Source organism: Amycolatopsis sp. 195334CR, assembly GCF_017309385.1.
Classification (GTDB): Bacteria; Actinomycetota; Actinomycetes; order Mycobacteriales; family Pseudonocardiaceae; genus Amycolatopsis.
In genome coordinates this window covers 1,761,534-1,774,718 of sequence record NZ_JAFJMJ010000002.1, presented here as the reverse complement: position 1 = coordinate 1,774,718, position 13,185 = coordinate 1,761,534, and the positions used below count along the sequence as shown (strand labels likewise).

Genomic DNA, 13,185 nt, shown 5'->3' with positions numbered 1-13,185 from the left:
TTGTGAAACAGATCGCCGTGGTGTTTCATGCGGTCAGGCTCGTGTGTGCCTCCCCGGACGGTGTTGTCCACAAAGGAGTGTCCCCATGCCCGACACCTGGCTGCCCGGATTCGGCCCGTCGCTGGACTACCCCGAGGTGGGCGTGCCCGCCATCCTGGCCGGCTCGGCCCGCCGCTTCGGCGACCGCCCCGCCTTCGTCCACGAGGGCGAGCGGATCACCTTCCGCGAACTCGGCCAGGCGGCCGCCGCCTTCGCCAACGGCCTGCTCGCCGACGGCCTCTCCCCCGGCGACCCGGTGGCCCTGCGCATGCCGAACTGCCTGGCCTACCCGGTCGCCTACTACGGCACGCTGCTGGCCGGGGGCACCTTCGTGCCGGTCAGCCCGCTGCTGCCGGAGCCGGCCGCGCGGGCCCAGCTGACCGACGCGGGCGCGGTGCGCTCGATCACCGCCGCCGACGTGCCGAAGCTGTGCGCCGGGCAGAGCGAGGCGCCGCCGGAGGTCGAGGTCGACCTGTACGACCACCTGGCCCACCTCGCCTACACCGGCGGCACCACCGGCGTGTCGAAGGGCGTCGAGCTGCCGCACCGCAACGTGGTGGTGAACTCCCTCCAGTACGCCTGCTGGGCCACCGGCTCGATGCCCGCGCTCGACGAGCACGGCGGGCTGGTGCTCGACCAGATCGGCGGCCCCGAGGAGTGGCCGACCCGGCTGGGTACCGGGATCGCGATCAACCTGACGCCGTGGTTCCACGCGATGGGCACGATCGGCGGGCTGAACGTGCCGGTGCTGAGCGGGCTCACCGTCGTGCTGCACTCGCGGCTGGACCCGGCCGCCTACCTGGCCGACGTCGAACGCCTCGGCGTCACCTCGATGGGTGGCGCGCCCGCGTTGTTCGCCGCGTTGCTGATGTGCCCGGACGTCCGCACGCGCGACCTCAGCTCGGTCCGTTCGATCAGTTCGGGTGCCGCCCCGATGCCGCTGGAGATGATCCACCAGCTGAACGAACTGCTGCCGGGCGCGCCGATCCTGGAGGGCTACGGCCTGACCGAGGTGACCATGGGCGCCACCAGCACCCCGTCACACCGTTCGGGACTGCACAAGGCGGGCGCGGTCGGGCGCCCGGTGTTCGACACCGAGGTCCGCCTGGCCTCGCTCGACGGTGACGACGCGCCCGTGCCGGCGGGGGAACGCGGGGAGGTCTGCGTCCGCGGCCCGCAGGTGATGCGCGGTTACCACAACCGGCCCGAAGCCACCGCCGAAGTGCTGCGGGACGGCTGGCTGCACACCGGTGACATCGGCGTGCTCGACGACGACGGCTACTTGTCCATTGTGGACCGCAAGAAGGACATGCTGCTGTACAAGGGGTACAACGTCTACCCGCGGGAGCTGGAGGAGCTGCTGGTCGCGCTGCCGGAGGTGGCCGCGGCCGCGGTGGTCGGCCGCCCCGACCCGGCGGTCGGCGAGCTGCCGGTGGCGTTCGTGGTGCCCGCGAAGGCGTCGGTGTCCGACGCGGACGTGCTGGACGCGGTGAACGCGCAGGTGCCCGGGTACAAGCGGGTGCGGGAGCTGCGGTTCGTGCCGGAGCTGCCGGTTTCCGCCGCCGGGAAGATCCTCAAGCGGGCCCTGCGCGAACAGCTGACATGACCGGCCCGGTCGGGCGGGCGCACGAGCTGGCGGTGCTCGGCGGCCTGCTGACCACCGGCGGTGGGGCCGTGCGGGTCACCGGCGCGCCGGGCATCGGCAAAACCCGGCTGCTCGACCACGCCGCGGTGACCGGCCTCCGGCACTTCGGCACGAGGGCTTCACCGGCCGAGCAACTTGGCACGACCGCTTCCCCAGCCGGGCGGCCCCGGAAGCTCGGCGCGGCTGGTGTCCCGGCCGAGCGGTCTCTCCGGTTCGGCGCCCTGCACCGGTTCCTCCACCCCCTCACCGACCTGCCGGAGGAACTGCGCTTCGCCGCCGGGCGGGGCGGGGCAGAACCGGAGGAATTCGCGCTCTGCGCGGCGCTCCACCGCCTCCTCGCCGAGCTCGGCCCGGTGCTCTGCTGGGCCGACGACACCCAGTGGTGGGACCAGCCGTCCCTGAAGGCGATGGCCTTCGCGGCCCGGCGGCTCACCGGACTGCCGGTGGTGATGGTGTTCGCGACCGGCCCACCGGCCTCGCCGGGACCGGACCCGCTCGACGGCCTGCCCACCCTCCGCCTGTCCCCGCTCGACGACCACGCGGCGGCGAGCCTGCTCCCGCCGGACCTGCCTCCCGACGAGCGGGCCCGGCTGCTCACGCGAGCCGCCGGCAATCCCCGCGATCTGCTGGAGCTGGCCGCATCCGGCACCGAAACCCTGCCCGACGACGGTCACCAGCGCGCCGCCTATCGCCGTGTCCTGGCAGGGCTTTCCGCCGCCGCGCGCCGGTTCGTGTTGCTCGCCGCGGCGGAAACACCGCTCAGCCAAGCCGAATTCGACCGGTGCGGCGTACTCGCCCGCGACGAGGCGCTCGCGTCGGGACTGCTCGCGAGCCCGGCCGTGCGTGCCACGCTCCGCGAGGACGCCGCCCCCGCGATGGCCACCGCGCTCGCCGAAGCGGCCCTGCGCGCGGGCGTCACCGAGGAAGCCGTGCACGCCTTCGAACGCGCGGCCGAACTCGGCGAGGACGGTCCACAGTGGCTGATCCCGGCCGCCCGCGGCGCCTGGGAGCTCGGGCGCACCACCTGGGCGCGGCAGTTGCTGCGCCGCGCCGGGGATCGGCTGCTGCAGGGCGAGATCGAGCTGCGCGACGGGGAACCGGCCGTCGCCGCGCACGAACTGCTGACCGCCGCGGAAACCCTGCCACCCGCCGAAACCTCGGTCGCGCTGATGCTGGCCGGGGAGGCCCGCCGGATCAGCGGGGACCTCCGCGGGTTCGCCGCCATCGCCGCGCGCACCGCCCAGCTGGCCCGCGATTCCGGCGTACCGGAGGTCCGCCTCGCCGCGGCGCACACCCGCGGGCTGGCCGCGACCTTCGCCGGACGGCACGAGGAAGCGATCCCGGCGCTGGAGGAGGCGCTGCGTGTCGCGCCCGGTGACGTGCGCAGCCAGGTCTGGGCCGCGGAGGCGGCACTCGCGCTGGGACGGACTGCGCTCGCCCACGAGTACGCCGCCGCCGCGGTGGCCCGCGCGCGGATCGGCGCGGTCACCACGCTGCCGTGGGCGCTGATCCACCTCGGCATGTCCGCGGCGCTGCTCGACCGGCACCGCGCCGCCGTCGCGGCGGCCACCGAAGGACTGGCCGAAAGCACGGGCCAGCGCACCTGCGCCGCGGAGAACATGACCGTGCTCGCGCTGTCCGCCGCCCGGCTCGGCGACACCAAGGCCGCGCGGAAGTGGCTCGACGAAGCCGATCTCGACCGCCGGTCGCTCGGGCGGCCGCGCGCGATCGCCGCCTGGGCCGAGGTGTGCGTCGACCTCGCCACCGACCGGCCCGCCGACGCGCTGGCCCGCTTCCGCACGCTGTCCGCCGACACCGGTTACGCGCAACCGGCGATCGCCGTGCTCGCCACCCCGCTGCTGGTCGAGGCGGCGGTGCGCTGCGAGGAACCGGAAGAGGCGGTGCGCGGGCTGCGCGTGCTCGACGGCTGGGCCGAAGCGACCGGCAGCGTGCAGTGGCGGGCACTGGCCCAGCGCTGCCACGGCCTGCTGGCCCGCGACCCGGACGCCGCGGACAAGCACTTCACCACCGCGGTGGACCTGCACCGGCTCGCCCGCACCCCGCTGGAACTGGCGAAAACCCAGCTGTGCCAAGCAATGCGCCTGCGCCGCGACCGCCGGTTCCGCGACGCGCGCGAACTGCTCGGCGACGCGGCCCGCCTGTTCGACCGGCATGGCGCCGAGTTCTGGGCCGGGCGCGCCCGCGCCGAACTCCGCGCGGCGGGCGGTGATCCGGCCGAACCGGCCGACGGCGACCTGCCCTCGCTCACCCCGCAGCAGGCGCAGATCTCGCTGCTGGTCGCCGGAGGCAAGACCAACCGCGAGATCGCGCGGCGGCTGGTGATCAGCCACCGCACGGTGGACCACCACTTGCGCAACATCTACACCAAGCTGGGCGTCCGGTCCCGCGTCGAACTGGCCGCGCTGCTGGCGAGGCGGGCCACCGCGCCACCGGGCGACGGCACGGTCAGGTTCTCCTGAGGTCCGCGCGACCGCCGGTCAGAGCAGGCGGTGCAGCGGGACCGGGCCGCGGGCGCGCTTGCGCCACTCACGCGGGTAACCGAGCGAGACCTCCTCGAACCGGACGCCGTCGGCCTGGGTGGAGCGCGGGATGTGCAGGTGGCCGTACACCGCGATCTCCGCGCGGAACCGGAGGTGCCAGTCCTCGGTTTCGGTGGTCCCGCACCACATCGCGAACTCCGGCCAGTACAGCGGCTCGGTCGGGTGGCGGTGCAGCGGCCAGTGCGACATCAGGATCGTCTTGCGGTCGGCCGGGATCTCCTGCAGCCGCTGCTCGGTCACCTTCAGCCGCTGCGCGCACCACTCCTGGCGCGTCGGGTACGGGTCCGGGTGCAGGAAGTACTCGTCGGTGCAGATGACCCCGGCCTCGCGCGCCTGGTCCATCGCCACCGACAGCGGCCGCCCGTGCGCGGCGGGCGTGCGCCAGCTGTAGTCGTAGAGCAGGAACATCGGCGCGATGGTCAGCGGCTCGCTCCCGTGCTCCCACACGGCGAACTCGTCCTCCGGGGTGAGCACGTCGATCTCCCGGCACCGGCGCACCAGCTCGTCGTAGCGCGCCTGCCCGCGCAGCTGCACCGGATCGCGTTCGGTGGTCCACAGCTCGTGGTTGCCCGGCACCCAGATCACCTTCGCGAACCGGTCGCGCAGCATCTTGAGCGTCTTCATGATCGCCGGGACCTGTTCGCCGACGTCCCCGGCCACCAGCAGCCAGTCCTCCGGTCCGTCCGGCTGGATGGTGTCGACGACCTCGGCATTGCCTTCGTGGGTCACGTGCAGGTCACTGGTGGCGAAAAGGGTGGGCACGTCCCCTACGTTAGCGCCGGTTCCCGCCGCCGGGCCAAGCGCAGCAGCACCACCAGCCCGGCGGGCAGGAACAGCGCGGCTTGAACGCCGAGCAAGATCTCCAGCCCGATCCGGTCGGCCAGCGCGCCCGCCACCAGCATCCCGGCCGCGTTCGCCGCGGCCATGCCGGCGAACGCGGTGCTCAGCACCCGCCCGGTCAGCTCGGGCGGGGTGACCCGCTGGATCACCGACAGCAGCCCGCTGCCGACAAACACCCCGGGCCCACCGGCCACCGCGAACAGTCCGGCGAACACCGCCATCGACGTGGTCAGGTGCGCGGCGTTCCAGGTCAGCGCCGAGTACAGGCCCATCACCAGCGCGCCCCAGCCGAGCAGCTTCGCCGGGTCCACGCGCCGCGCCGCGGTGGCCACCAGCACGCCCGCGGCCAGCCCGCCGACGGCCTGCACCCCCCGGAGCAACCCGGTGTCGGCCTCGTCGCCGCCCAGGGTCCGGAGCACGAAAACCAGGAAAAGCACCAGGAACATGCCCTGCGCGAGCTGCAGCAGGACCACCGCGACCGAGATGGTCCGCAGTGCCGGGTTGCGCCGGACCTCGGCCAGCCCCTCGACCCACTGCCGCAGCACGTGCGGCCGCTCCGCCGGCTCCGGCGGGTCGATCGAGAACCGCCGCGCGAACAACACGGCGGCCAGGACGAGCACCCCGGCGTAGACGGGGACGGTCAGCCCGAACCCGCCGGCGCCGAGCAGCCAGCCACCGGCCCAGCCGCCCGCCAGCCTGGCCACGTTCGCGTTCACGCTCATCAGCCCGTTCGCGGCGGTGAGCTGGTCCTGGCCGACGACCTGCGGCACGAGGGCGTTGCGGGCGGGTTCGGCGATCGCGGCGAGCCCGGCCTGCGCCGCCATCACCACGTACAGCACGGCGACGTGCTCGGCCAGCAGCAGCGGCAGCGCCACCGCGGCCTGCGCGAACGAGACCGCGCACAGCACCCGGTGCCGGTCGCCGCGGTCGGCCAGCGGACCGGCGAGCGGGCTGAGCACCACCGCGGGCACGAGCCCGATGATCATCATCACCGCGGTGGACGCCGCCGAGCCGGTCAACTGGTACAGCGACAGCGGCAGCGAGACCTGGAGGATCCACTCGGCGATCTCGGACAACAGCGAGGCGGCCGACAATCGGGCGAACTTGGGTTCCCGCAACAGGTTCATCTGCTCGGCTTCCCGTCCGCTTCGATCCGGAGGAAGGCACGCAGGCTCGCGTGCACCGGGCGCGCGTCGGGCGGGGCGTCCTGGCGGATGCTGCCGACGTACGGCCGGATCAGCGCGTCCACCGCTTCCACCAGCTCTTTCATCTCGGCGGCGGTGATCCGCAGGCCGTAGAAGCTGATCGCGGAGGCGTCGAGCCATTCGGGCTCGGCCTGCTCGGCGGTCTCCAGGTAGCGCTGGGTCAGCAACTCCTCCTCGCGCAGGCGGGTGCCGAACGCGGCCAGCTGGGCCGACCGCGTGGACGGCTCGTCGTCGAGTTCGCCGAAGTCGAGGCCGACGTGCTTCGCGCGCCACGGCCGTTCGCGCCCGTCCCCGCCGTCGACGCGCTCGACCAGGCCGAACTCGGCGAGCTGGCGCAGGTGCCAGCTGCAGTTCGACGCCGAGGAGCCGATCGCGACCGCGCATTCGCTGGCCGTGCGCGGGCCGACCGACATCAGGTAGTTCAGCAGCTCCGAGCGCAGCGGATGGGCCAGCGCCTTGAGCAGCGCGACCTCGCGGACCCGGGTGCGCGGCGGCAGTTCGGCCATCGGCCCTCCACTCTGAAAGGTTTCTTTCGAAAGTTCTCTTTCAGAGTTGCACGTCGCGGACCGAAAACCAAGAGGGGGTTGCTAATCCAACTCCAGTTGCGTTAACCTCGTCGCATCATGGACAACTGATCCCAGCCCCCATCCGCGTCCGAGGCTCCTGTGCCCGGCGGGTGTTCCGCTTTCCGCTCCTGGGCCGGTGATGCTCCATGTCTGTTTCCTTGTCCCTGCAAGCCAGGGATCTCACCTTCAGCTACGGCGACCGCGTCGTGTTCGACGGGCTCGACCTGACCGCCAGTGCGGGACAGCGGCTCGGGCTGGTCGGCGAGAACGGCGTCGGCAAGTCCACCCTGCTGCGCCTGCTCGCCGGACTCGAAGAGCCGCACGCGGGCAGCGTGCGGCGCGGTGCCGACCTCGGGTTCCTGGTGCAGGAACTGCCCTTCCCCGGCGACGCCCGGTTCTCCGACGTCATCGACGACGCGCTCAGCGAGATCCGCGACGCCGCCGCCCGTCTCGACCGGCTGACCGCACAGCTGGCCGTGGCGCCGGAGGACACCGAGGTGCTCGACGAGTACGGCCGGGTGCTGGAGTGGGCGCAGGCACACGACCTGTGGGACGCCGACCGCCGCGCCAAGCTGGTCTGCGACGGGCTCGGCCTGGCCGGGATCTCCCCCGACCGCCCGCTCGGCACGCTTTCGGGCGGTCAGCGGTCGCGGCTGGGCCTGGCCGCGTTGCTCATCCGGCAGCCGGAGACCCTGCTGCTGGACGAACCGACGAACCACCTCGACGACGCGGGCATGGAGTTCCTGGAACGCCACCTCGCGGTGCTGCCCGGGGTGATCGTGCTGTCCTCGCACGACCGCGTGTTCCTCGACGCGGTGTGCACCGACATCGTCGACCTCGATCCGGCGCTCGGCGGGCCGACGCGGTACGGCGGGACCTATTCCGACTACCTGGTCCAGAAGAAGGCCGAGCGGGCGCGCTGGGAACAGCGGTACGCGGAGGAACAGGACGAACTCAAGCAGCTGAAGGAGGCGGTCGCGGTGACCGCGCGGAACGTCGCGCACAACCGACCGCAGCGCGACAACGCCAAGATGCTCTACGACTTCAAGGGCGGGCGCGTGCAGAAGCAGATCTCGCGGCGGGTGCGCAACGCGCAGCTGCGCTACGAGGAACTGCGGCGCGACCAGGTCCGGAAACCGCCGGTACCACTGCGGTTCGCGGCGCACCTGACCGCGGCCGCGGTCGAGGACAAGCTCGCGCTGACCGCGCGCGGCATCGAAATCCCCGGGAGGCTCCACATTGGACAACTCGACCTGACCACCGACGACCGCCTGCTGATCACCGGCGGCAACGGCGCGGGGAAGTCCACCCTGCTCAGCGTGCTGGCCGGGCGGCTGACCCCGGACCGCGGCACGGTCAGCGGCGGACGCGGGATCAACATCGGCCTGCTGGACCAGGACGTGGTCTTCCCGGACCCGGCCCACACCCCCCGCCAACTGGCCGCAGCCCGCGACGCCGGCGCCGCTGCCCACGCCAGTTCGGGTGGCGCCATTCCCGGCGCCGCTGGCCGCGCCGGCGCGCTCGCTCTGACCGAGCTCGGGCTGATCGCGCGTCGCGACCTGGATCGGCCGGTGGGGCACCTGTCGGTCGGGCAGCGCCGCCGGGTGGCGCTGGCCCTGCTGCTCACCGAGCCGCCGCACGTGCTGCTGCTCGACGAACCGACCAACCACATCTCCCTCACCCTGGCCGAGGAACTGTTCGCCGCGCTGGGCACCGCGCCGGGCGCGGTGGTGATCGCCTCGCACGACCGCTGGCTCCGCCGCGGCTGGACCGGCCGGGAACTGAGGCTGCGCAACGGAAAGGAGGAAAGCGCTTGATACGCACCGATATCGCGCAACTGAGCCTGCACGCGGTCTCGAAGGGCTTTCCCGGCCACCGCGTACTGCACGACGTCACGCTCACCGTGCGCCCCGGCGAACGCGCCGGGATCGTCGGCGAGAACGGCTCCGGCAAGTCGACCCTGCTCCGGCTGATGGCGGGCACGACGCGGCCGGATGCCGGTGAGGTCACCGTGCGGTTCCCCGGTGGCGTCGGGTACCTCGACCAGGTGCTCGCGCTGCCACCGGAGGCCACCGTGGCCGATGCGGCCGACAGCGCGCTGGCCGATCTCCGCTGGCTCGAAGCCGAACTCCGGCGAGCCGAGCGGGATCTGTCCGAAGAGGACCTGCCGAGGTACGGCGCACTGCTGGCCGAGTTCGAACGCCGCGACGGGTACACAGTGGACGCCCGACTGGCCGAAACCCTGGACACGCTCGGTCTTTCCGGGCTCCCCTCGGACCGGCGGCTCGGTGAGCTGTCCGGTGGCGAGCGGGCGCGACTGGCATTAGCGGCGGTGCTGGCCGCCGATCCGGAGCTACTACTGCTCGACGAGCCGACGAACCACCTCGACGCGCAAGCGCTGGCGTGGCTGGAGAACCGCCTCCGGCGGCATCGCGGCACGGTGGTGGCCGTCTCGCACGACCGGCTGTTCCTCACCGCGATCACCACCACCCTGCTGGAAGTGGAGTCCGGCGCGGTGCGGCGGTACGGCACCGGGTACGACGGCTACCTGGCCGAACGCCGCGCCGCCCGGTTGCGCTGGGAGCAGGCGTACGACGACTGGAAGGGAGAAATCGCCCGCTGGACCGAGTTCGCCGAGCACACCGCCTATCGGGTGGCCCCGGGACGGCCGATGGCCGACCACAACAAGTGCAAGTACCACGGGGACGGCCGCCGGGTGCAGCAGTCGATCACCACCCGCACCCGCTCGGCGCGGGAACGACTCGCCCGCCTGCGGGCGAAACCGGTGCCGAAGCCGCCCGACCCACCGCGGTTCACCACCAGCGCCCGGACCACCGGTGCGGTGGCCGGACCACTGCTCGAAGTGTCCGAAGTGGACGTCCCGGGCCGGATCGCGTTGTCCGGGCTGAGCTTGCGCCCGGGTGACCGGCTGCTGGTCACCGGGCCGAACGGGGCGGGCAAGTCGAGCCTGCTGCGGGTGCTCGCCGGCGAGCTGGCACCGGGCGCGGTGCGGGCACACGGGCGCGTCGGATACCTGCCGCAGGACGAACCGGACACCGGCCGTGTCGGCTACCTGCTGCAGGACGAACCGGACACCGGTGGTGCCGGGTACCTGCCGCAGGACGAAGCGGGCACCGGTGGTGCCGGGTACCTGCCGCAGAACGAACCGGACACCGGTGGTGTCAGGTACCTGCCGCAGGACGAAGCGGGCTGCGGCGGCCCGCTCTCGGTCGGGCAGCGCAGGCGGACCCGGCTCGCCCGGCTGCTGGAGAACCCGGTCGACGTGCTGCTGCTCGACGAGCCGACGAACCACTTCTCGCCGGTGCTCGTCGAGCAGCTGGAAGCCGCGCTGCGCGACTACCGGGGTGCCGTCGTGACGGTTTCCCACGACCGCCTGTGGCAGCGCCGCTTCCGCGAAGCACACTGCCGGGAGCTGACCGTCTCCGGCGGACGGCTACAGGGCGATCCCCAGTAGGGCGTCGACGGCGTCGCGCACCAGTCCGGGCGCGGCGCTGTCGGTGCCCCGGCGGGTCAGCGCCTCGTCCGCCCAGGCGTCCACCGCGGCCAGCGCCTTCGGCGTGTCGAGGTCGTCGGCGAGGTGCTCGCGCAGCCGGTCCACCGTGCTCCCGGCGGCCGGACCGGCCGGCAGCGAGATGGCCTCGCGCCACTTCGACAGCCGCGCCTCCGCGGTCTCCAGCACCTCGTCCGTCCACGAGCGATCGCTGCGGTAGTGCCCGGCGAACAACCCGAGCCGGATCGCGCCCGGGTCCACCTTGTCCGCCCGCAGCCGGGAAACGAACACCAGGTTCCCCTTGGACTTCGACATCTTCTCCCCGTCGAGCCCGATCATGCCCGCGTGCACGTAGTGCCGGGCGAACGGGTGCTCGCCCGACAGCGCCTCCGCGTGCGCGGCGCTGTACTCGTGGTGCGGGAAGGCGAGGTCGGAGCCACCGCCCTGGACGTCGAAGCCCATGCCCAGCCGGTTCACCGCGATCGCGCTGCATTCGATGTGCCAGCCGGGGCGGCCCGCGCCCAGTTCGGACTCCCACGACGGCTCGCCGGGACGCGCCATCCGCCACAGCAGCGCGTCCAGCGGATCCCGCTTGCCCGCCCGGTCGGGGTCCCCGCCGCGTTCGGCGAAGAACTTCGCCATGGTCTCGGCGTCGTACCCGGACTCGTAGCCGAACCGGCCGCTGCCGTCCTTGGCGAAGTAGATGTCCGGGTACTCCGGGTCGTCCACCCGGTAGGCCAGGCCGCTGGCCAGCAGCTTCCCGATCACCTCGACGATCTCCGGGATGCTCTCCACCGCGCCGACGAAGTCGCGGGGCGGCAGCACGCGCAGCGCCTCCATGTCCTCGCGGAACAACGCGGTCTCCCGCATGCCGAGCACCACCCAGTCGTCCTGGTCGCGCTCGGCGCGCTCCAGCAGCGGGTCGTCGATGTCGGTCACGTTCTGTACATAGTGGACCTCGTGCCCGGCGTCCAGCCACAGCCGGTGCACCAGGTCGAAGGCCAGGTAGGTGGCCGCGTGCCCGAGGTGGGTGGCGTCGTACGGGGTGATGCCGCAGACGTACAACCGGGCCGTCGATCCGGGCGCCGTCGGCCGCAGCAGGCCGGTCGAGGTGTCGTGGAGCCGCAGCGGACGAGGGCTCCCAGGCACCCGGGGCACGTCGATCGAAGACCAAGTATGCATACGCACCAGCGTAAGCTCCCCGGCCGAGTGCCTTCCCGCCCGGTGGGATGTGCGGGCGGGAAGGCGAGTCCGCTACTCCCCCCGTGCCGAGTTGGCCACCGCGGCGTCCCGGATGAACTCGGCCAGGCCCGGCCGCTGGTCCGGTTCGCGCACCAGGAAGCCCAGCTGTACCGGTTCGGTCACGTAGAGCGCGGTCACGTTGCGATGCATCTCATACCCGCACTCCCCCATGAACGCGCCCAGCATCCGCCGGTGCTCCTCGGCCAGGTCCATCGCGGCCTCGTCACCGGGGGACGCCCCCGCGTCCAGCAGCGCCAGCAGCCGGTCGACCCAGTCCCGGCGGACCCGCTCGGCCTCGGCCCAGTCCTGCTTGCCCATCGGCTTGCGGTTCCGCTGGGCCCACTGCCACTCGGGCGTGTCGCCCCAGCGCGCGGCGGCCTGCTCGGCGTAGCCCTCCGGCTCGCGGAAGCCGCCGAACACCTCCAGCTTCTCCTCCGGGGTCAGCGCTTCGCCCATGATCTTCGCCTCCAGCACGTGCTCGACGGAGGCGGCCATCCGCCGCAACCGCTCGATCCGCTCGTGCAGCAGGTCGCGCTGCCGCTTGAGGTGCCCGATCGGATCGGTCGACGGTTCGTCCACAATGGCCGCGATCGTCTCCAGGGGGAAGCCCAGCTCCCGGTACAGCAGGATGCGCTGCAGGCGGTCCAGGTCCGCGTCGCTGTAGCGGCGGTACCCGGCGGCGCTGCGGCCGCTCGGGGTGAGCAGGCCGATCTCGTCGTAGTGGTGCAGCGTGCGCACGGTCACCCCGGCGAGTTCGGCCACCCGGCCGACCGGAAAGCTCACGACTTCCCCCTTTTTTCCCTTCGGCCGGTGTGTTCCCGGCCCTGACGGGAACCACTGTGGTTCCTCACGTCGCGTGAGGGTCAACCCTCCCGCCCGCCGGCCCACCACCACCCTCAACGGAGCTGCGCGCTGTCCAGTCTGCGGACGCGGACCACAACGCGATCAATCCCGCGGTCAGGTCGTCCCCACTGGGCGAGCCTTCCGGGTCGAGCAGCCACTGCACGGAAAGCCCGTCGCAGACGGCGATGACAAAACTGGCCACCGCCGCGCACCGCGGGTCGTCGGCCGACCAGCCCTCCCCCAGCGACTGCGCCACCAGCCCGGCCACCCTGACCCGGCAGCGGCGGTACTGCGCGGCGAACTGCTCGCGCAGCGACGGCGTGCGCTCGGCCTGCGCCAGAGCCTCCACATAGGACAGCAGCAGCGCGCGGCGGGAGTCCAGGTTCTCCAGCATCGTCGCCCAGGTCAGCCGCCCGCGTTCGATCGGCGGCACGCCCGGCTCGGCCATCGCGATGTCGGCGAGCTGGTTGGTCCACTCCTCGAACACCTCGCCGATCGCGGCGTTGAGCAGGCCCGCCTTGGAGCCGAAGTGGTAGCCGATCGAGGCCAGGTTGGTGCCCGACGCGGCCACCAGGTCGCGCGCGGTGATGTGCGCGTAGCCCTTGTCCTCGAGCAGCCGGCGCGCGGCGGCCAGCAGTTCTTCGCGGTGACCCACCCCGACAGCGTAGTCCCCCGCTCCTGGACAGCCGATCTATACGCGCGTATAAATCGGGGCAGACGCCTCGGGAGGGAC

General features: G+C 72.7%; 10 protein-coding genes. 4 read left to right on the top strand and 6 right to left on the bottom strand.

All coding sequences use genetic code 11. The features are described 5' to 3' along the window. Positions 1–85 precede the first annotated feature (85 nt). Both JYK18_RS31375 and JYK18_RS31370 read left to right on the top strand, forming a co-directional pair. Complete coding sequence (locus JYK18_RS31375; RefSeq protein ID WP_206807039.1) at positions 86–1,645, top strand: class I adenylate-forming enzyme family protein; 1,560 nt, start codon at positions 86–88, stop codon at positions 1,643–1,645. Then, complete coding sequence (locus JYK18_RS31370; protein WP_206807038.1) at positions 1,642–4,164, top strand: LuxR family transcriptional regulator; 2,523 nt, start codon at positions 1,642–1,644, stop codon at positions 4,162–4,164. The genes JYK18_RS31375 and JYK18_RS31370 overlap by 4 nt, the downstream gene beginning before the upstream one ends. Before the next feature lie 18 nt (positions 4,165–4,182). Here the strand turns inward: JYK18_RS31370 and JYK18_RS31365 are convergent, their stop codons facing one another. Genes JYK18_RS31365 through JYK18_RS31355 form a run of 3 tightly spaced genes read right to left on the bottom strand, consistent with a single transcriptional unit; the run spans position 4,183 to position 6,796 of the window. Next, the gene (locus tag JYK18_RS31365; protein WP_206807037.1) at positions 4,183–5,007 is read right to left on the bottom strand and encodes a metallophosphoesterase; all 825 of its coding nucleotides are present in this window, start codon (positions 5,005–5,007) and stop codon (positions 4,183–4,185) included. A 5-nt stretch (positions 5,008–5,012) separates the two neighbouring features. Beyond that, positions 5,013–6,212, bottom strand: a complete 1,200-nt coding sequence (locus JYK18_RS31360; protein ID WP_206807036.1) for an MFS transporter — start codon at positions 6,210–6,212, stop codon at positions 5,013–5,015. Beyond that, entirely contained in the window at positions 6,209–6,796 is a 588-nt protein-coding gene (locus tag JYK18_RS31355) for a helix-turn-helix transcriptional regulator (RefSeq protein WP_206807035.1), read from the bottom strand. Before JYK18_RS31355 ends, JYK18_RS31360 begins: the two co-directional genes overlap by 4 nt. A gap of 206 nt (positions 6,797–7,002) precedes the next feature. Here JYK18_RS31355 and JYK18_RS31350 point away from each other — a divergent pair, with 206 nt between their 5' ends. Together JYK18_RS31350 and JYK18_RS31345 are read left to right on the top strand one after the other, a co-directional pair. Further along, on the top strand, positions 7,003–8,673 hold the full coding sequence (locus JYK18_RS31350) for an ABC-F family ATP-binding cassette domain-containing protein (protein WP_206807034.1): 1,671 nt from the start codon (positions 7,003–7,005) through the stop codon (positions 8,671–8,673). Next, on the top strand, positions 8,673–10,331 hold the full coding sequence (locus tag JYK18_RS31345; RefSeq protein WP_374195088.1) for an ABC-F family ATP-binding cassette domain-containing protein: 1,659 nt from the start codon (positions 8,673–8,675) through the stop codon (positions 10,329–10,331). Before JYK18_RS31350 ends, JYK18_RS31345 begins: the two co-directional genes overlap by 1 nt. Here the strand turns inward: JYK18_RS31345 and mshC are convergent. The 3 genes from mshC to JYK18_RS31330 all read right to left on the bottom strand — a co-directional run bounded on the left by mshC (position 10,311) and on the right by JYK18_RS31330 (position 13,107). Beyond that, entirely contained in the window at positions 10,311–11,549 is a 1,239-nt protein-coding gene (mshC, locus tag JYK18_RS31340) for a cysteine--1-D-myo-inosityl 2-amino-2-deoxy-alpha-D-glucopyranoside ligase (RefSeq protein ID WP_206807033.1), read from the bottom strand. The two genes, JYK18_RS31345 and mshC, sit on opposite strands and share 21 nt — an antisense overlap. A 72-nt stretch (positions 11,550–11,621) precedes the next feature. Beyond that, the gene (locus JYK18_RS31335) at positions 11,622–12,392 is read right to left on the bottom strand and encodes a MerR family transcriptional regulator (protein ID WP_206807032.1); all 771 of its coding nucleotides are present in this window, start codon (positions 12,390–12,392) and stop codon (positions 11,622–11,624) included. A 64-nt stretch (positions 12,393–12,456) separates the two neighbouring features. Beyond that, on the bottom strand, positions 12,457–13,107 hold the full coding sequence (locus tag JYK18_RS31330; protein ID WP_206807031.1) for a TetR/AcrR family transcriptional regulator: 651 nt from the start codon (positions 13,105–13,107) through the stop codon (positions 12,457–12,459). Positions 13,108–13,185: the final 78 nt, after the last annotated feature.

Coding starts and splice junctions, on each gene's coding strand:
- JYK18_RS31375 (WP_206807039.1), top strand. CDS start 86: ATGCCCGACACCTGGCTGCCCGGATTCGGCCCGTCGCTGGACTACCCC.
- JYK18_RS31370 (WP_206807038.1), top strand. CDS start 1,642: ATGACCGGCCCGGTCGGGCGGGCGCACGAGCTGGCGGTGCTCGGCGGC.
- JYK18_RS31360 (WP_206807036.1), bottom strand. CDS start 6,212: ATGAACCTGTTGCGGGAACCCAAGTTCGCCCGATTGTCGGCCGCCTCG.
- JYK18_RS31355 (WP_206807035.1), bottom strand. CDS start 6,796: ATGGCCGAACTGCCGCCGCGCACCCGGGTCCGCGAGGTCGCGCTGCTC.
- JYK18_RS31350 (WP_206807034.1), top strand. CDS start 7,003: ATGTCTGTTTCCTTGTCCCTGCAAGCCAGGGATCTCACCTTCAGCTAC.
- mshC (WP_206807033.1), bottom strand. CDS start 11,549: ATGCATACTTGGTCTTCGATCGACGTGCCCCGGGTGCCTGGGAGCCCT.